Annotated in this window: 17 protein-coding genes and 1 tRNA gene; 4 read left to right on the plus strand and 14 right to left on the minus strand. The window is 40.0% G+C overall.

The genetic code is table 11. The features are described from left to right. The 6 genes from ACFSR0_RS06880 to ACFSR0_RS06905 form a co-directional block, all read right to left on the minus strand. Positions 1 to 1,083: GBS Bsp-like repeat-containing protein (locus tag ACFSR0_RS06880; protein ID WP_379981220.1), on the minus strand; the 1,083-nt coding region annotated here is incomplete at its 3' end. A 165-nt stretch (positions 1,084 to 1,248) separates the two neighbouring features. After that, entirely contained in the window at positions 1,249 to 2,547 is a 1,299-nt protein-coding gene (gene asnS, locus ACFSR0_RS06885) for an asparagine--tRNA ligase (RefSeq protein ID WP_379981222.1), read from the minus strand. 48 nt (positions 2,548 to 2,595) lie between these two features. Beyond that, positions 2,596 to 3,786 carry a pyridoxal phosphate-dependent aminotransferase gene (locus ACFSR0_RS06890; RefSeq protein WP_379981258.1) on the minus strand — a complete coding sequence of 397 codons (1,191 nt, stop codon included), beginning with the start codon at positions 3,784 to 3,786 and terminating at the stop codon, positions 2,596 to 2,598. A gap of 18 nt (positions 3,787 to 3,804) precedes the next feature. Continuing rightward, positions 3,805 to 4,302, minus strand: a complete 498-nt coding sequence (locus tag ACFSR0_RS06895) for a cell wall elongation regulator TseB-like domain-containing protein (RefSeq protein ID WP_379981224.1) — start codon at positions 4,300 to 4,302, stop codon at positions 3,805 to 3,807. Between the two features lie 65 nt (positions 4,303 to 4,367). Then, positions 4,368 to 7,112, minus strand: coding sequence for a helicase C-terminal domain-containing protein (locus ACFSR0_RS06900; RefSeq protein WP_379981226.1), 2,745 nt, complete (start codon positions 7,110 to 7,112; stop codon positions 4,368 to 4,370). A gap of 122 nt (positions 7,113 to 7,234) precedes the next feature. Continuing rightward, positions 7,235 to 8,338, minus strand: coding sequence for a baeRF6 domain-containing protein (locus ACFSR0_RS06905; protein ID WP_379981228.1), 1,104 nt, complete (start codon positions 8,336 to 8,338; stop codon positions 7,235 to 7,237). A gap of 161 nt (positions 8,339 to 8,499) precedes the next feature. Here ACFSR0_RS06905 and ACFSR0_RS06910 point away from each other — a divergent pair. Then, positions 8,500 to 8,573, plus strand: a tRNA-Arg gene (locus ACFSR0_RS06910). Between the two features lie 312 nt (positions 8,574 to 8,885). On the opposite strand, the gene ACFSR0_RS06915 is transcribed toward ACFSR0_RS06910, so the two are convergent. From ACFSR0_RS06915 to ACFSR0_RS06925, 3 genes are read right to left on the minus strand one after another with little or no spacing between them, the layout of a single operon-like run. Next, on the minus strand, positions 8,886 to 10,214 hold the full coding sequence (locus ACFSR0_RS06915; protein ID WP_379981230.1) for a DEAD/DEAH box helicase: 1,329 nt from the start codon (positions 10,212 to 10,214) through the stop codon (positions 8,886 to 8,888). A 9-nt stretch (positions 10,215 to 10,223) separates the two neighbouring features. Continuing rightward, on the minus strand, positions 10,224 to 11,234 hold the full coding sequence (locus ACFSR0_RS06920; RefSeq protein ID WP_379981232.1) for a Gfo/Idh/MocA family protein: 1,011 nt from the start codon (positions 11,232 to 11,234) through the stop codon (positions 10,224 to 10,226). A gap of 14 nt (positions 11,235 to 11,248) precedes the next feature. After that, positions 11,249 to 11,737, minus strand: coding sequence for a GyrI-like domain-containing protein (locus ACFSR0_RS06925; RefSeq protein WP_379981234.1), 489 nt, complete (start codon positions 11,735 to 11,737; stop codon positions 11,249 to 11,251). 85 nt (positions 11,738 to 11,822) lie between these two features. On the opposite strand from ACFSR0_RS06925, the gene ACFSR0_RS06930 reads away from it, so the two are divergent. Continuing rightward, positions 11,823 to 13,022, plus strand: coding sequence for an ElyC/SanA/YdcF family protein (locus ACFSR0_RS06930; protein WP_379981236.1), 1,200 nt, complete (start codon positions 11,823 to 11,825; stop codon positions 13,020 to 13,022). A gap of 62 nt (positions 13,023 to 13,084) precedes the next feature. Here ACFSR0_RS06930 and ACFSR0_RS06935 read toward each other — a convergent pair whose 3' ends face one another. Together ACFSR0_RS06935 and ACFSR0_RS06940 are read right to left on the minus strand one after the other, a co-directional pair. Beyond that, complete coding sequence (locus tag ACFSR0_RS06935) at positions 13,085 to 13,579, minus strand: HD domain-containing protein (protein WP_379981238.1); 495 nt, start codon at positions 13,577 to 13,579, stop codon at positions 13,085 to 13,087. Positions 13,580 to 13,692: 113 nt separating this feature from the next. Then, positions 13,693 to 14,451, minus strand: a complete 759-nt coding sequence (locus ACFSR0_RS06940; RefSeq protein ID WP_379981240.1) for a TrmH family RNA methyltransferase — start codon at positions 14,449 to 14,451, stop codon at positions 13,693 to 13,695. 78 nt (positions 14,452 to 14,529) lie between these two features. Between ACFSR0_RS06940 and ACFSR0_RS06945 the strand changes: the two genes are divergently transcribed. After that, the gene (locus ACFSR0_RS06945; protein ID WP_379981242.1) at positions 14,530 to 14,808 is read left to right on the plus strand and encodes an acylphosphatase; all 279 of its coding nucleotides are present in this window, start codon (positions 14,530 to 14,532) and stop codon (positions 14,806 to 14,808) included. 105 nt (positions 14,809 to 14,913) lie between these two features. Then, the gene (gene yidC / locus ACFSR0_RS06950; protein ID WP_379981244.1) at positions 14,914 to 15,861 is read left to right on the plus strand and encodes a membrane protein insertase YidC; all 948 of its coding nucleotides are present in this window, start codon (positions 14,914 to 14,916) and stop codon (positions 15,859 to 15,861) included. 112 nt (positions 15,862 to 15,973) lie between these two features. On the opposite strand, the gene ACFSR0_RS06955 is transcribed toward yidC, so the two are convergent. The 3 genes from ACFSR0_RS06955 to ACFSR0_RS06965 form a co-directional block, all read right to left on the minus strand. Then, positions 15,974 to 16,855, minus strand: a complete 882-nt coding sequence (locus tag ACFSR0_RS06955) for a VOC family protein (RefSeq protein ID WP_379981246.1) — start codon at positions 16,853 to 16,855, stop codon at positions 15,974 to 15,976. Beyond that, positions 16,852 to 17,505 (minus strand): alpha/beta hydrolase, encoded by a 654-nt coding sequence (locus ACFSR0_RS06960; RefSeq protein ID WP_379981248.1) that lies wholly within the window; start codon positions 17,503 to 17,505, stop codon positions 16,852 to 16,854. Before ACFSR0_RS06960 ends, ACFSR0_RS06955 begins: the two co-directional genes overlap by 4 nt. A gap of 337 nt (positions 17,506 to 17,842) precedes the next feature. Next, a complete protein-coding gene (locus tag ACFSR0_RS06965) occupies positions 17,843 to 17,971 on the minus strand; it encodes a hypothetical protein (RefSeq protein WP_379981250.1) in 129 nt (42 codons plus the stop codon). Positions 17,972 to 18,153: the final 182 nt, after the last annotated feature.

The raw sequence follows: 18,153 nt of genomic DNA on the forward strand, positions 1-18,153 counted from the left end.
CGGATTGGCTATGGTGATTTTGATTTTTGAGTTGCTTAGTACCATTTTCGTAATGATATTGGCTGGTGGCGCTGCTAGATTGTAGCTAGTAGCTCCTAAAAATTGATTTTTCCCATTGTTTGTCACATACACGTGCGTATAGAATTCTCCACTGTTTTTAAAATTGGCTGAGTCCACCGTTACTGACCAGCTGCCGTCGCCATTTTTGGTACCTTTTAGCCAACGGATGTCATCCTGTCCATTGGTTTTGCTCCAGGTTGGGAACTGAACCATTTGCGCATTGCCTCCGTTCGGATTGGCTATCGTAATCTTTACTTTTGAATTACTCAAGATTGTTTGCGTAATGACATTCATTGGTACTGATTTTTGTTGATAGTTGGTAATACTCTGATTTGAATTTTCCGCAGTTTCAGTCGTCTTTGTTTGATTTGTTGATGTTGTCTCATTTGTAACAGAGGTTTCTAGCTTCCATCTTTGGTCAGAACGGTTAGTTGTAAGGCTAATTTCATTGCTTTCAGATCTAACCAAATAAGCGCCACTCTTAGATTGGATTGCATAGTGTCCATTTTGTTCATTTACGAAGTGCCATTTTTGATGATCCAATCCACTAAAATTGGTGTACACTACTGCTTGATTTTCGACCGTTAAGAACTTACCGGTCGCCTTATTTTCAATTGTAACCCACCCATTTCCTAATGAATGGATGACATGCAGTTGATTTGAAAGAGATTCCTCTGATCCCAAATACGCAGAATCTGTTTGATTTTGACCTATTTGCAAACTTGAACCATTGTCTACTAGAATTTTCACATTTTTTTCGACAAATGGCGTTAAATCGGCCACAATTGGACTATTAGTAGCTGAATCAGATATTTGATCTTTGACTTGCTTACTTTCAGAACTTGAGGATTCTTTCACAATCGAATTACTTGTTGATGTGGTTGTTTCCTCTTGTTTATTTACAATTGTTGCATGTGTATTTTGTTGGCTTTCTTCCCCTTTTGTACCTGTAGGAAACATCAAAAGCATTGTTCCCATCGCCACAAAACAGATTGTGCTTGTTAATTTATTCCACTTTTTCATTCTCCATTTGTCCCCCCAACAAACCTGACATTAGTTTTTTTCTTCTTCTCATTTAAACTATACCATAACATAAACCATAGTTTGTCTTCCAATTTGTTAGTAACTGAAAAAATAGCGCACAAGATAGTCAATTATCTTGTGCACTATTTGGTATGGTTTATTTTTCTATGGATAAATTCGGTTTAATAAGCGTGGGAATGGAATGGCTTCACGGACATGCTCAATGCCGGCAATCCATGTTACGGTTCGTTCTAGTCCTAAACCGAAGCCAGAATGTGGAACGGTCCCATATTTTCTTAAATCTAGATACCAAGAATATTCGTCCTCACTTAGTCCATGGTTACGAATTTGTTCAAGTAAAAATTCGTAATCGGCTGCACGCTCAGAGCCGCCAATAATTTCACCATACCCTTCAGGTGCAATCAAATCGGCACAGATGACTACATCGTCTCTGGTAGGGTGTGGTTTCATGTAAAAAGGTTTAATCGCTTTCGGGTAGTTCAAAATGAAAACAGGGCGATCAAAGGAATTAGCGATGAATGTTTCGTGTGGAGAACCAAAATCATCGCCCCATTGAATATCTTCAAATCCGTTCTTGATTAATAAATCAATTGCATCATCATAGGAGATTCTTGGGAAAGGTAGTTTGGTATATTTTTCCAATACTTCTCGGTCTCGGCCTAAAACATGGAGCGCATAATCACAATGGTCCAACACATTTTGAACTAAGAATGCCACATATTGTTCTTGAACTTCTAGGCTTTCTTCTTGATGTGTAAAGGCCATTTCTGGCTCAATCATCCAAAACTCAATTAAATGGCGTCGCGTTTTTGATTTTTCAGCGCGGAACGTTGGGCCAAATGAAAAGACTTTCCCAAATGCCATAGCTGCGGCTTCCATATACAGTTGACCAGATTGAGAAAGATACGCTTTCTGATCGAAATAATTGGTTTCAAATAAATCCGTTGTTCCTTCTGGTGCAGATCCGGTTAAAATAGGTGGATCGATTTTAACAAAGTGATGTTCATTGAAAAATTCATAGGTTGCCCGAATTAGCTCATTACGAATTTGCATAATGGCATGTTGTCTTGAAGAACGAAGCCATAAATGACGATGATCCATTAAAAAGTCCGTGCCATGTTCTTTTGGAGTAATGGGGTAATCGTGGCTCTCACCAATGACTTCAATAGTTGTAATCCCTAATTCGTAGCCAAATTTTGAGCGCGCATCTTCTCTAATTTCGCCTGTCACCAGGATTGATGTTTCTTGAGTTAAACTTTTAGCAAGTTGAAATACTTCTTCTGATACGTCGTTTTTTACAACGACACCTTGAAAATAAGCTGTACCATCTCGTAATTGGAGAAAAGCAATTTTCCCACTTGACCGTTTGTTCGCTACCCATGCACCAATTTGCACGGTTTCGCCAACATGATTTTTTGCATCAATAATTTGAATTTGTTTCACGAAAGTCTCTCCTATCTGTTTCTTTGCATCCTTCAAAAGAAAAGGATATTACTTTTGTTGTTTTTTTTCAACAAAGTTTTTGATTCGTTTTACTGCCTCTTCCAATGTGGCAAGGTCAGTTGCGTAGCTTAAACGGATATTATCAGGTGCTCCAAAGCCTTTGCCGGTCACTACTGCGACATTGGCTTCTTCCAAAAGCGCCTCGACAAAATCATCTACATCATGATACCCACAAATAGCCATTGTTTCGCGAACATTTGGGAATAAGTAGAAGGCTCCCTGAGGCTTACGAACGGTCAAGCCCGGGATATCTTTCAACCAGACATATACTTTTTCCATTCGTTCTTCAAAGGCTTGACGCATCGTTTCCACGCTATCCTGTGGTCCGGTTAATGCTTCTAACGCTGCATATTGACTGACAGCAGCCGGATTGCTCGAAGCTTGCGATGCTAAATCAATCATTGCTTGAATCACGGTTTGCTCACCGACGGCAAACCCAATCCGCCACCCTGTCATGGCATACGTCTTAGAAACGCCATTAATGATGATGGTTTGTTTACGAATTGCTTCCGAAATGGTTGCCATTGGGGTAAAAACGGCCTCACCATACACCAGCTGACCGTAAATGTCGTCAGCAACAATCATCAATTGATGTGCAACCGCCCAGTCTCCAATGGCTTGTAATTCATCTTTGGTGTAAATCATGCCAGTTGGATTTGAGGGGGAGTTCAATAGAATGGCCTTCGTTTTTTTGCTTCTAACTTGTTCAAGTTGGGGAACCGTAACTTTATAATCATTTTCTTCTAGGGCCTCAACAAAGACAGGCACACCTCCAGCAAGCTTGACTTGCTCACTGTAACTGACCCAATAAGGAGTAGGAATGATGACCTCATCTCCTTCATTCAAGAGCACTTGAAAGAGAAGATACAATGCAAATTTGGCTCCATTTGTAACAATGGTTTGTGAAGGTGTATAGGTCAAACCATAGTTGGTTTGAATCGAATCAACGACGGCTTGTCGTAGCGCTGGTATACCTGGTGTTGCCGTGTAGTAACTGGCAGTTCCATTTTCGATTGCTCGTTTTGCGGCTTCTTGAATATTTTTGGGCGTGGGAAAATCCGGTTCCCCGACCGTTAAACTTAAAACATCTTTTCCCGCTGCTTTTAACGCTTTCGCTTTTGCTGAAGCTGCTAATGTGACTGAAGGTTCAATTCCCTGTGCTCGTTTTGACAATTCCATCCGCTTCATTCCTTCCCTCTAAGAAATCTTACTCACTAACTTACCATCTGAAAACTGTATTAGGTAATAATGGTATTGATTACTTTTGGTTTTTGTTACGATTTCCCACACAACTTGTTTTTCGTATATTCCGAGACTGCCACGATCAAACAATTCGTTTGGTGATTCTTTTGCCACAATTGCTTGCGCTTGTTGAAGAGTCAGACCATCTGATTGGTTCATCACTTGCACATGTTTGCCTGATTCAGGAATAAGGACGATTACGGCTTGCTCATGTTTGTTTTCACCGAAGACTGAGTAATAGGTATCATTACGCGTATACCGATACACTGTATCCACCTTTGTCACCTGTCCATATTTTTCAGCTAAAGCAGTCGCTTCTTTTCTGGCCTGATTCATCGGTTGAGTTGCTTTAAAAAAGGTGATTGAAAAAAAAGCCAAGATAGCTAATAGCAAAGCAATACATACCAATAAAACAATCGTCACTCGTGACTCTTTTTTTAAATCTCTATGCAAGGGACTCTTCCTTTCTATTTCTGGTTCATATTATAGCAAAGATTGTACCACTTTTTACAGTTTTTCTATTTTTTTTCTTTATCAAAAAAAGTGACCATTGTTCGTTTCAAATCCGTCAAATTTCCAGTTGTGACCGGCAAGTCTTTAGGGAAGACTTGGTGCATTTTTTTGGCATAGTAGGCCTGCTCCATCCGTTGATCAAGAATGATCATCATGCCACGATCGCTAGAGGAACGAATCAAGCGGCCGAACCCTTGCCTTAGCTTAATCATGGCTTTCGGCAACGTTTCCTGTTTGAACGGGTTTTGCCCCAACTCTTTTAAATAATGGTATCGTGCCGCAACAAAGGGTCGTTTGGGATTTTCAAAAGGTAGCTTGGTAACAACCAATAATTGAAGCTGATCCGCTGGCAAATCTAACCCTTCCCAAAAACTGTCCGCCCCAAACAATACCGCTGATTTCGATTGGGTAAATTTTTTTAACAATTTTTGGCGCGATCCTCCAATTCCTTGCGCTAAAATTTCTCGTCCGTTTTGCAAAAATTCAAAATGAAGGGCTTGATAGACTTCTTGCAACTGTTGATGAGAAGTAAATAGCACCAGAACGGATTGTTTGTAATTCTTTAAAATGGAGCGAATCGCTTCAATCGTAGTCACCATTTTATTCGACTCCGCTTCCGCTTTGGACAGAATGAATAGCTCACCTTGATGGCGGTAGTCAAAAGCGACGGGCATCACTTTGATTTTGGCATCAAGAATGCCTAATTTTCGTGCTAAATATTTCTTATCTCCTGGAACGGTCATTGTTGCTCCAAGGTAAACAATTCTTTCCGCCCGATTGTACCAACGGGTCTGACGCACTTTGGTCGCTTCAAAGTCAATTAGTTCATAACACAATGACTTGCTTCTAGGACGAACACTCAAGCGATGAATCACTGCCGGTTGCCATTCGTAAAACCATTGTTGAAAAAAGTGACTAGCTTCTGCGATTAATTGAAAAAAGCGTTGCGTGCGCTCAATCTCGGCTTGATCATCCTGTAGAAAGAGTGCTGCATTGAGCGTAAAGATACGCGTCATTCTCTCTTGGATCACAACACAATCTTCAAACGTTTGAATTAGTTTTTGAATCATTCGTTCTTTCGGCACCGAAATCGATTCCCGAACCGCTTTGGTCAAAATAAACTCATCGATGACGAACCGGTTTTCTTCATAGAACGAACGATTTAATTCTTCGATGGACTCTGTCAACTGGTCCAATAGCTGACCGTATAATTCCAAATTGCGTTGCATATCGGCAGAAAGTGTCTCATCTTTTGACCATTCCCAAAGAAAACTTTCTTGGACTATTTCTTGAATTTTATGTAAGAATTGCGCCGTATTGACCTGTTTTGTCGCTACTTTTTCCAAGGCTTCCGGTAAATGATGGGCCTCATCCACTAGTAGATAGGGGGTCTCTGGTAAAAGTGGGGCTTCTCTTTGGCTTTCATAAGCCAGAAATGCGTGATTGACAATCAACACATTGCTTTGGGCTGCCTGTGCGTATAGAAAGCGTAAAAAATCAACTTCATAAAACGGACTGTCTTCTCGCAAACTTTCAATCCCTCGATGGGTGATTTTTTCAAAATAAGGATGATTCATACTCAGAAGATTTAATTCATCTAAATCGCCTGTTTTCGTTTCTGTTAACCATACCAAAATCATCATTTGAAACAGATGAACTTGTTTGACCGTCGTTGGTTCTTTTAAGGTCTGGTTAAATTTTTCTAAATCTAAATAATGATTTCTCCCTTTTAAAATAACTGCTTTTAAAGGCTGTGGCACAAGTGCATTTAGCTTGGGAATATCTTGTTGGTCCAATTGATGCTGTAACAAAATGGAAGCCGTACTGATGATTAACGGCTTCGTCGGCGTAGCCAAAAAACTGGCAGGAAATAAATACCCAATGGTTTTGCCACTACCCGTTTCGGATTCAATAATCAGATCTTTAGGCGGTTCTTCCTCCGTATAGTGTTTATAAACAAGATTCATGAGAGATTGCTGTGATTGACGGTATTCTAGTTGACCGTTCAACCATTTCCCCTTTGCTTGTTTGCTTTTAGGATACGGGGTTTCCTGTAAGGAGTAGTCAAAAAGAACGACCTGTTTTCTTTGAAGGGCCACTTCTTCGATTTCTATGAACGTTGGTGATACCTGCTCGCTCTTTTTCTGTGCTTTTAAATAAAAATGTTGAATAAGCTCTCCCGTTTGCATGGAGAGTGTCTGACCTAAGTAGCTGAGTTTTTTCAACGTACACAAAGGCAGGGCAGCGAGTTTTTGCTCCAGAGCGATAAAAAGACTGGCGGTTACTTCAGCATCACTGTCTGCTTGATGTGGTCGATCATGTTCTAAGCCTAGACTTACTGAAAGGTCACTTAGACGAAAACTGACTTCCGTTGGAAAAAGAATTTGAGCCAATTCCACCGTATCAATGCCTTTCAGCTGCAGGGCTGGTGAGCCACATCGTTCTAGCTCTGCATTTAAAAAGCGATAATCAAAGTGAATATTATGGGCCACGAAGACTGTACCTGAAAGTAACTCATAGATAGTCGGCGCGACATCTTCAAAATAGGGCGCATTTTTTACATCTTGATTGGTTGTGTGTGTCAAATGTTGAATCTGTGGTGAAATTGAGCGGTTCGGATGGATGTTGGTAGCAAACCGTCCTACAATTTTCCCCTCTTCCACAAACACACAGCCAAATTGGAAGATGCGATCTTCTTTCGGATTCGTGCCCGTTGTTTCAATATCTACAATAGCATACGTTGTCGTCATAACATTCTCCTTTATACACTGTTGCATTATACTACAGAATAACCCTCCGAACCAACTCTTGCAAAACCACTAAAAAAACAACTACCCTAATAATTAGGGTAGCTGCAAAGCAAAGATAGCAATCAATAACGCAAAATCGCAAGTATTTTTTTGTTCATCGGAATATCTGTCGTTTCTAACAAATAGACATTGCCATTCATACGGATCACTTCGTTTGCTAAGTGATTCAGCACTTGGCGCCAGTCATACTCTGCTTCCGGATTTTCACCAAAGCCATCAATCAGATTTTCAGTGGAAATAAATAAATCGGAAATCCGTCCCAACGGAGCAGATTGTTTGATATCAGCTAGTTGTTCCATCCATTTACGGTTGGCCAATTTTTGATAGCTTTTTTTCTCTTGCTCACTCAACTGAGCATCCATTGATTGGCTGACGGACTGCAATTCTTCTCTTGTCAATTGATTGGGTGACCGTTTTATTTGAATATCTCTTCTAAGATAGGAATTCTTGGCTAACTTTTCAAATAAGGTTAGGTTTTCAGCTAAGCCCATTGCAAACAATGGTAGGCGTCGTTCATTTTGCCATTCTTCACGGAAAAATGCATCTACCGCTTGATAGTAATTTTTATGATCAATTTCTTCCTCCTCATTCTTATCAACCGTACTATGGAAGGTATTACCTTCACTACTAGAATGAGATAGGCTGGCTTTTTTATCAATTTCATCGCCCAGTGCTTGTTTTAAGGTAATCGGTGCGGTTGCGGGTAAAGCAATAGGTACCAACGTATGATTTTTGCTTTCATATAATGAAAAGCTGTCTCGGTTCAAAGCTAAAAGAAAATAGTCGTAATTAAACTGACTATTTTTAATAATTGCTAACAAATAGGGCTCATCTCCTACGTAGTATTGATCGTCTACCCGAATGCTCAAGCGATGGATGAACGTTTTTTCCTGCGTGAAAATAAGTGCTACACTAGTAGTTGCTGTCTGCCAAAAGGGCTGGCTTGCTAACAACTGTTCCATTTGATACTGATACGGTTCCCAGGAAGCTTCAGGGTACTTTTTTTCAAATCGTTTTCTTGCCTCTTTCGCAAAGTTCTTCAATTTGATTTGATCCTTCTCTACCTCTTGGTGACTCACATGCGTATTTAGCATAACGGTAACAAACGGGCCGGACTCGGTTTCTGAGGTCAACTGAACAAGTAATTCTCTTCCAATTTGTGTCATTTCCATTCCTCCTCTAGCTTTTTGTTGCTTAGTTAAGTGTATCATTTCAGACAACGGCTCTCAAATAAAACGATTACACGGAAAATCTTCCACACCGATGAACGCAATTTAGGCTTGAAGTTCCATATGTTACGGGGTAAAATAACAAACAGAGCCTTTTTGTCCTCGTAGCTCAGTAGGATAGAGCAATTGCCTCCTAAGCAATAGGTCGCTGGTTCAATTCCAGTCGGGGACGTTAAGATGAATGTATCGAAAGCCTGAATCTTGGGGTTTTCGATTTTTTTATTTTGCTTAAAAAATGCCCTCTTTCCCATTCGATGCTCCTTTGCATGGAATCGCTCATCACTTCATTCATGAGCGATTCATCAATTAAGCTACCCCTTTGCAGCCACTCAAGGAGTTTTTTGTCGATGTGCCATAAGTTGCTGTCCATGGCACACCAAAATAAAAAAATCCACTCATTTAAAGTACCAACAAAACATGACGGTAAGAATTTTCGTCATCGTGCTACTTCAAATGCTTGGATTTTTGCTTTCATATCATGGTCTTACAAACGATTATCGTTACGCTTCCGTTTCCCTTTATTTTTTTTATCTTTGGTCCGTGTCTTGTTGCGTTTTTTTTGATTCAAATCACCTGCTACTGGTTTTACGGTAGCAGACGTTGCTGCTGGATTTATTTCTGTGCTCTTTTTGGCGCGAACGTTGGGTTTGGCTTCTTTGGTCTTCTTTGGTTGACCGTTTGCCACCCCTTGTTTGATTGGTTTTTCTGTCTGGATTTGTCCTCCGACAACATACACTTCTTGGAGGTCAATCGCTAATTGTTTTGCTAATTTTTGCAAATCTTTTAGCGATTGCTCTGGGACAATTGTCAGGACACTGCCTGGAGTCCCCATCCGTCCAACTCTGCCAGCGCGGTGCAAATAACTTTCTTTTGAAAGCGGTACTTCTGCATTAACCACAAATGGGAGACGATCAATATCTAATCCTCTAGCTGCTATATCGGTTGCTAGTAACAATTGGATTTTTCTTTCTTTAAAAGCCGTCAATCCAAATTTTCGTAATTGTTTATTTTGGTCAGAGGCTAAAGACGCTGCCTGAATATGGTTAAATAGCAACTTTTCTTCGGCCATCCCAAGTTCATTTAACTGATTGAAAAAAACTAATGCCTGAAAATCCGGCGTATGTGCCAAACGACGCAACAAATCAACTTTTTTTCTCGTAGGCGCTAGAATGTATTGGTGAGCGACCGCTCCTTGACTATCATCGATTTCGGTCATGTCAATCACCTTTAAATCTGGAACAATCTTTTCAATTGGTCCTAATGCGGCAGCAGCTGTTGCTGAAAAGAATGCAAAGGTTGATTTTTTCCCAACTGCTTGAATCAATTCCTGAACAAGTCCTTGTTGATCATGATTAATCAATTGATCGGCTTCATCAAAAATAACCGTTTGAACCGTAAATGCATTGATTTTCTTCGCTCGAATGAGTTCTACGATTCTGCCAGGAGTCCCCACAATAAGCTCTGGGTGATGTTTTAATTTTTCGATTTGACGTTGAATATTGGCTCCACCTATAGCGGATTGTAGTTGAAGGGCTAAATCTTCAGCCCAATCTTTTGCGACTTCCACCACTTGCATGGCTAACTCCTGCGATGAGGTCACAACTAACACTTGATTGCCTGCACCTTTTTTAATGCCAAGTAAAGTAGGCAATAAATATGCCAAGGTCTTGCCTGAACCGGTTGGTGAAATGCCCATTATGGATTGATGATTCCATAGGGGTTCGAATACTTCTTTTTGAATGGCTGTTGGTTCCTGAAACGCATTGTCCTGCCATCGCTTCTCCCAAATTGCTGGAAATTCTTTGTTTACCATCTGTTCCCTCTATTCTTTTTTGTCTGCCGGAAAAACAATTCCAGCTTTTTTTCTTAATTCATACAAGACAAGATTTACCTCTCTTGCCAATTCTACCCAACTTTCGTATGTATCCAGCCATTTTTGCTCATCACTGTGCATCAAGACTTGTGCAAAATCAACGGCTTCTTCATACAGTGGATTGGCGTGTCCTTTTTCTAACTCAAGGAAGGATGTTTCCTTTGTTTTCCGATTGTAAAAAACCGCTTCTTGAATAGCATTGACGCCATCTAATTCCAACGTACCTTCAGCCAAATAAATTTCCGATTTAGCAAATGAATCCCCTGTTTTGCCATGGTGCAAAAGAACATCAAACGCTTCATATCGTAAGATAGCAAATCCACTGCCATCCACACCCGTGACGATTTTTTGGGCAAAATAGTCAACCGTTTTAGGACTACCAAACCAAGCCACAGCAGCATAAACGAGATAGACGCCTAAATCCATCAAGGAACCCCCTGAAAAAGCTAGGGAAAAGATATTGGGTTCTTTCCCTTGCAGAACTTCATCGTACCGAGAGGAATATTTCATATAAGTAAACGCCGCACCCTTCACTTGATTTTTAGGTGGCAATTCCGCTAAGACTTTCTGGAAATTCTTTTCGTGAATGTTTCTTGCAGCCTCAAAGAAAAAGACTTTCTTTTGATTCGCAAGCTGAATAATCTCTTCCATTTCAGCAGGGTTTGAGAAGGCGGGCTTTTCAACAATCACACTTTTGCCATTGACGATAGCTGCTTTGGCTTGTTCAAAATGCAACCGATTCGGCGAAGCGATGTAGAGAACATCAACTTCCGCTGAGGAGACGAAGGCTTGCAAATCATCTGTTGTGAAACACGTGTCAACATGTTCTTTCGCAAAATCTTGCGCAGTCGCTTGTTTTCGTGAATAGACACCTGTTAGTTGATACTTTTTCGTACTGAGTGCCCCATCAACAAATTGATGAGAAATCCAATTGGTTCCGATTACACCTAACTTGATCATGTTCTTTTCCCCTTTCATAACTCAATGATTCGAATTGGTGCATATAGCGCAATTTCACCAGGCAGAAAATCAGCACCATAGAATTCCTGCAATGCACCAATGATTTCAACCGCCTCTTTCGGGACAATGGTTTCAAACAAATAACTTACCGCTTCGGAAATCAGTGGGATGGTTGTGCGAATGACGATGTATTCCATTGCTGGCAGTAAATAGCGATTCCAACCACGCGGACAAGGCGTCTCTAAAGAAACTTCAATGCCAGCTAAGTACAATCCTTGCCCTTCAGTCCAAGGTGCCAACCATTCCTTCACATCAGACATCACTCCCCAACAAGCAACTTCCGCTTCAGAAACAGCAAGTTTTTCAATAACAGCTGGTAATTGTTCTTCGAGGGAAAACCAAAGCGATTGCACCCAATCTTGACTAGTTTCAATTGCGCCTACGCCCTCGACACCAATCACTGCAGTATCTGACTTTATGATTCGTTGGTACGAGAAATCCATTCAACACACCCCTTATAAAAAACAATCAATTTACTAATGCAACTTAGCGAAAAATTCGTTATACTCAACTTAAGGAGTTGAACGTATGTCTATTTTACCATTATTATTATTCATTCTCTATTATAGTCTAGGATTTGCAGCAATCTTTTTTTGGCGAAAAAAGAAAATTGAACCCGACCAACTATTTTTTCAAGGTATTTGGTTATTGGTGGCCGTTGTTCTTTACACAGGTACACTTGAAATACTGAAAGGTTCTTTTTATTTTCTGATACCACTACTATTCTTTTTTCTTTTTTATTTAATTTATCGCAAAAACAGAGCTCGTTTGTTAAACGGTGTTTTATTCCAGTTTTTCTTGGTTATTTTTGGGCTATATTTGCTTTATAACTTTTATTTAACCAAAGATTGGCTGATTGCTGGATTGTTTTTTGCTGCTTTGGCTGTTTTTGTATTATTGGTGGCCTTTGGATTAATTGGTTTGTTAGTCTTTCTTTATTGGAATGCTATCGTCGTCTTAAAAAAAGAAACCCATACTATTGCAAATCTTTTAACCTTAATTTTAGCTATTTTCTTGACAGTTTATTTAATTGCTAATTATTTTTTGAAGTCAAAATCTCCTTGGTATATTGAAATTCCGTTTACTTTTCTTTCAATTGTTTTAGTTTATCTATTAGCGAATTTTGTCATTTTTTTGACGTCCACATTGCTATATCAATTTTATTATCCAAAATACAACCAAGACTTTATCATTGTCTTGGGGGCAGGTCTAATAAATGGGGAACGTGTTACGCCGCTGCTGGCCAAAAGAATTGATCGTGCAATTCAGTTTTATCAAACACAACGAAGTAAGACCGGGCATCCGATAAAACTGGTTATGTCTGGTGGTCAAGGTCCTGATGAAAACGTACCCGAGGCTGTTGCCATGAAGCGTTACGCTTGCGAACAAGGTATTCTGGAAAATGATATTTTATTGGAGGCAAATTCAACAACAACCTATGAAAATATGTGTTTTTCCAAAGAATTGATTGAAAATCAAGGGATAGTAAATCCGCGTGTACTTTTCGTTTCTAACAACTACCATATTTTCCGAGCTGGCATGTTTGCGCACCAAGCCAAACTACCTGCTGAAGGGATTGGCTGCAAAACGGCTTTCTACTATCTACCCAATGCCACATTACGGGAGTTCGCTGCCATCTTGCTCATGCATAAGCGGATGCACCTAGTTCTTTTATCCATTGTTGCAATGTATTATGTTCTCTCAACACTTGTTTATTTATTTCACTAAAAAAGCCACTAAGTCAAACTCCTCATGCAGAGCTTGGCTTAGTGGCTTTTTTGTAAATTGGCTTAATTGCGATGAGCAACTTGTACCCATCCACGCTTCATCATTGCAGTAAATGGTGCCATTGCCTCTTTTACTGCACAATACTTGTCAACCATGGTGACAATGTAACTCTCTTTGTAGCGTGGTGGTGCAATCGTTGCCCCCCACATATGTTTAACAATAATATCTTTTTCTAATGGAGAGAGTTCCGTAATCTTTTCTGCATTTTTTACAGCAATTCGCGGATGCATGTAAGCATGACTCCCACCATCAAACTTTGTCGTACGCCAATCATAATAAAATAAATCATGGAGCAAACCAGCCCGTGCTGTTGCGCGGGCATCTCCATTTACTTTCTTCGCGATAAGATAACTACGATAGGAGACACTAATTGAATGTTCCAAACGTGTTGAATGAAGATGTTGAACGAATTCTGATAATCGTTGTACTTCATCGGTTTCAAGCAAATCGCCTACATAAGACATGTACTCCGTATCCTGTTGCCACTTTTCCGTCATAAATCCGAACGCCACCTTTTGCTATTTGTATCATTTGTACATCACCCAGTGTAGCATGAATCTATTTTTACCTCTAGTTTTCCCCTTACAAATTTGCAAGATTTAACGATTTCTTAGGAAAAGTGATACATCAAAATCCCCGCAGCAACGCCGACATTTAATGATTCGGCTTTTCCATAAATGGGGATGTAGAGATTCGCATCGGTCTTAGATAAAAGTGCTTTCGATACGCCTTGTCCTTCATTTCCCATGATAATCGCCACTTGCTCCGTTTTTTTGATGGTATTGTAGGGCACAGCTTGTTCATTCAATTCTGATCCATAAACAGGTATCGCGGCTGCTTGAAATGCTTGGCAAACCTGTTCCACATCTCCTTGCTGAATTTCGATATGGAAGTGGCTGCCTTGCATGCTTCGTAATGTTTTTAGATTATAAATATCCGCCGTTCCTTCTCCTAAAAAAACCCCTGTAAACCCAGCTGCATCTGCAGTACGAATCATCGTGCCCACATTTCCCGGATCCTGTACACAATCGAGTAATAACCATTTCCCCTGCAACGTCATTTTTTTGGGTTTCGGGAAGGATACGACAGCAAGGATTCCTTGGGGTGTTGGTTGTTCAGAGATTGCCTCCATGACTTCCTCTGATATGTATGTCATGGGCACTGTTTGTTCAGCAATCCAGCTGGCCCATTCTTTGGCGCCTCTCGGACTTATCAAGATATCGACAACGGTTGCCTCTGAACGCAACGCTTCTTCCACTAAATGAAATCCTTCTAACAGATAGCGCTGTTGCTCTTCCCGTCCTTTTTTGCGGTGTAATTTTTTTAATTCTTTGACATATGTATTTTTTGTTGACTGAATTTCGATCATTTTCCCACCTCTCTGGCATTATACCACAAAAGAAGAGGCAAATATGCTAAGATAAGGGGAACAAAGGAGATGGTAAAAATGCGTAAAATTCGGATGCATGTCGCCGGTCGCGTACAAGGTGTTGGGTTTCGTTATATGACAAAAATGCTGGCAGATCAACTGAATATTGGTGGCAGTGTGAAAAACGAACGGGATGGATCCGTAACCATCTTGGCCACTGGAGACGACCAAGCCATCGCCGTATTTATTCAGAAAGTTAGGCATTCTCCTTCACCAGCTGGCCGTGTGACAAATTTTGAATTAACAGAAGATGAAAGTCTTCCAGATTATTCTTCTTTTCAAGTAGTATACAGCTAAAAGATTACTTGAATTTTCCTTCATTTTAATGAAACACGATTGAAAAAAAAGGGGAAGTCTAGTATAGTTGGTTTTGTGTAAATTTTGTAGTAAAGGAAGAAATAAATGAAAAACAAAAAAAATTGGCTCATGGGTAGTGGGCTTTTCGCGTTACTTTTTTTCTTGTCAGGTTGCGTTAAAACAATAGCAGGACCTAATAATACAAGAATACCCGATCCAGATGGTTTTATTTACAAAACTTTGGTTGTTCCACTCGGCAATTTTCTAACTTACCTGGCTACAAACTTTAACTGGGGATTCGGTTGGGCAATTATCATTGTAACGATTGTTGTTCGCATCATTCTTTTACCAATGGGAATCAATCAATCCAAAAAAGCCATGGTTCAATCCGAAAAAATGCAATACTTGAAACCACAGATGGATATTGCACAGGCAAATCTAAAACAGGCTTCTACACGAGAAGAACAAATGAAAGCACAGACAGAGATGCAACAAATTTACAAAGAAAACAATGTCAATATGTTGGGTGGTATTGGTTGTCTTCCACTATTAATTCAAATGCCAATTTTCTCTGCTTTGTATTTCACCGTAAGCTACACTCAAGGAATAAGCAGCGCGACCTTTTTGGGGGTGAACCTTGGAAAAGCCAACTTAATCTTTGTTGCTCTAGCTGGGCTTTCTTATGTTGCACAAAGTTACTTGTCTTTAATCGGTATTCCGGAAGAACAAAAGAAAACCATGCGCAGTATGATGATTGTTTCACCTTTAATGATTGTTTTCATGTCCTTAAAAGCACCTGCTGGCGTGACACTTTATTGGGTCATTGGAGGAATCTTCAGTTGTTTCCAAACATTTATTACCAATGTTTTGATGAAACCAAGAATTCAAAAACAAATTGAAGAAGAAATGAAAAAAAATCCACCCAAAACAGTGGTGACACCAATCGTCAAAGAAGTTACACCGACACACCTAGCCAATAAAAAAGCGCCTAAAAACAGTCAGGCAAAAGGTCGCAACGTTGGCAAACAACAACAACGAAAAAATACAAAGTAACGAGTTTTGATGCCATTGTAAAAGACTAGCCTCACCAAGTAGCCTAAGAACTACTTGGCGGGACTAGTCTTTTTTTGCATGGGTCATTGTACCGAGACAAACATTGCTTTGATCAGTTTGTTTTGGGTTCTTGCTCAAACTTTATTTGAATACCATTTGGATCAACAATCCATAAACTTTCATCCCCATCTTTGACGAAGGAAACGCCTAGATTTTCCCAACGATTTGCAAGTTGGCTGAGTTCATCTTCTTTATTGACATAGAAAGAATAATAAGCCAGACCTAGATCATTTTCAGCCATTGCGGGAATATTTCTTCCCATCCAAATATTTGAACCAATATGATGGTGATACCCGCCCGTCGCAAAAAATTTGGCTTGCATTCCATAATTATTCTTTAACGACAGCCCTAAGACATCAGTATAAAAATCTTCTGTTTTTTGTAAATCAGCAATTTTCAGATGGACGTGACCAACTTTGGTCCCACTTGGAAAACCAACCCAGTGTTGGCTTGCTTCATTCACAACCCCTTGCGCATCCATTTCAATCGTTACCCCAACGATTTCGCCATCTTCCCGAATATCCCATTCATCAACAGGTTTATCGCGGTAAACTTCAATTCCATTTCCTTCGGGGTCTGTTAAATACAAGGCTTCGCTATAGCCATGGTCACTTGCTCCGACAAGTGGTGCATCAACTGATAAGTAATGGATCAAGGCGTCCCCTAAGTCTGATCGACTTGGTAATAAAAAAGCGACATGATACAAGCCTGTTTTTCTTGTAATTGGTAAAGGTTGGTCCACTTTTTTCAAAATCAATAACGTTACACCATCCTCTGTTCCAAAGAAACGCTCTCCTTCTTTCTCTGATAGTACTTTTAAGCCAATTACCTCCGTATAAAATTGCGTCATTTTTTCTAAGTCCGCTACTTTTAACGCCACCAATCCTGTGTGGGTCGTGGCTGCTAATTGAAAATCAGGTACTCTAACTGTCATTTGTTCTTCCTCTTTTCCATTTGATTTACTTGATAAAATTGTTTTGCATCGAGAATTGCAAGTTGGTGAATCCCATGACCAATCGGATATTCATGATAAGCAACAGTTGCAACTTTCTCTTTGGCATAGGCCGCATAGGATTCGCCGATTGCTCTTGGAAAAAGAGGATCTGTTATTCCTTGAGAAATAAACATCGCCGTTTTACTTGTCGTTTTCGAGAGGTTTTGCGCTGCAATGGATTGGTAAAAAGCAGGCATCCGGGCACTAAATAAGAAAACTTGATCGAGCCAATTTGGATAGAGGTAGGTCAAACCCAACCCAATCATCGCTCCTTGACTGAATCCAATAAAAATTAAAGGATGATTTGTTAACTGTTGCTCTGCTAATTGCTCTTGAATATAATCATGGACTGCAACCAGCACAGGTTGAATCACTTCTTGTTCGGAGTGTTCGCGAAAATCAGGTACAAAAAATGCATAACCCTCGCCAAACGGTAGGTCCGCTTGGATATTCAATTGAATCGCTTGCGAATCAATTTTTGTTGCTACCGGTGGTAAGTCATCATAATTCGATCCCATACCATGTGCCGTGACAATCACTGCCGTCTTTTCATTATATTCATTTGGGTACTTCCACTTTGATTTATACATAGGTTTTCGTCACATTCCTTTCCACACCACAAGTATACTCACTTACAAATTGTTAGTAAATATATTTGCTCAGAATATATACCTGTTTATAGATTAGGTTAGGTTAGCAACCAGCTACCACTCAAAAGTAGTGGGATTTCATGCGTTCCATAGCTAGAAGACACTATGTACTTCCAACTTTCTTGGGCAACGTGTTGCATGATTTCCACTATTTACCCAGACGTAAAATAACTCGCGACAGAAGAGATGTAACCTGTCTTCTTTCGCAAGTTATCTGTTAACAAAAATCCGTTGACAAAACATCATTTTTCGAGCTGTCTAGGCAGTTGTTTCCTTTTTATATAGCGTTCGTTAAAGTTGACACGAAAATATTTTTTCCTTCAAAATAGCTTGCTTTAATTGGCTTCATTCGAGCAATAAACTCTGCCGTACAAGAGGCATCTACCAGAACAAATGTTGCAGCCATTCCTTCTTTTAACTATGGTGAGTTGGTTCGGTCAAGGGAGTAAGGTGTTGAAATAAGATGAAAAGCATCCGTTAATTCGCGCCGCCTTTTCTTCTGGAATATTTCGCAATAATGATTTAACTAAATTAGGCATTCATCACCCATCCTCTATAGGTGGGTGATGAATGCCGTTCGGTATGAGG

Source organism: Enterococcus camelliae (assembly GCF_042685105.1).
Lineage (GTDB): Bacteria > Bacillota > Bacilli > Lactobacillales > Enterococcaceae > Enterococcus_G > Enterococcus_G camelliae.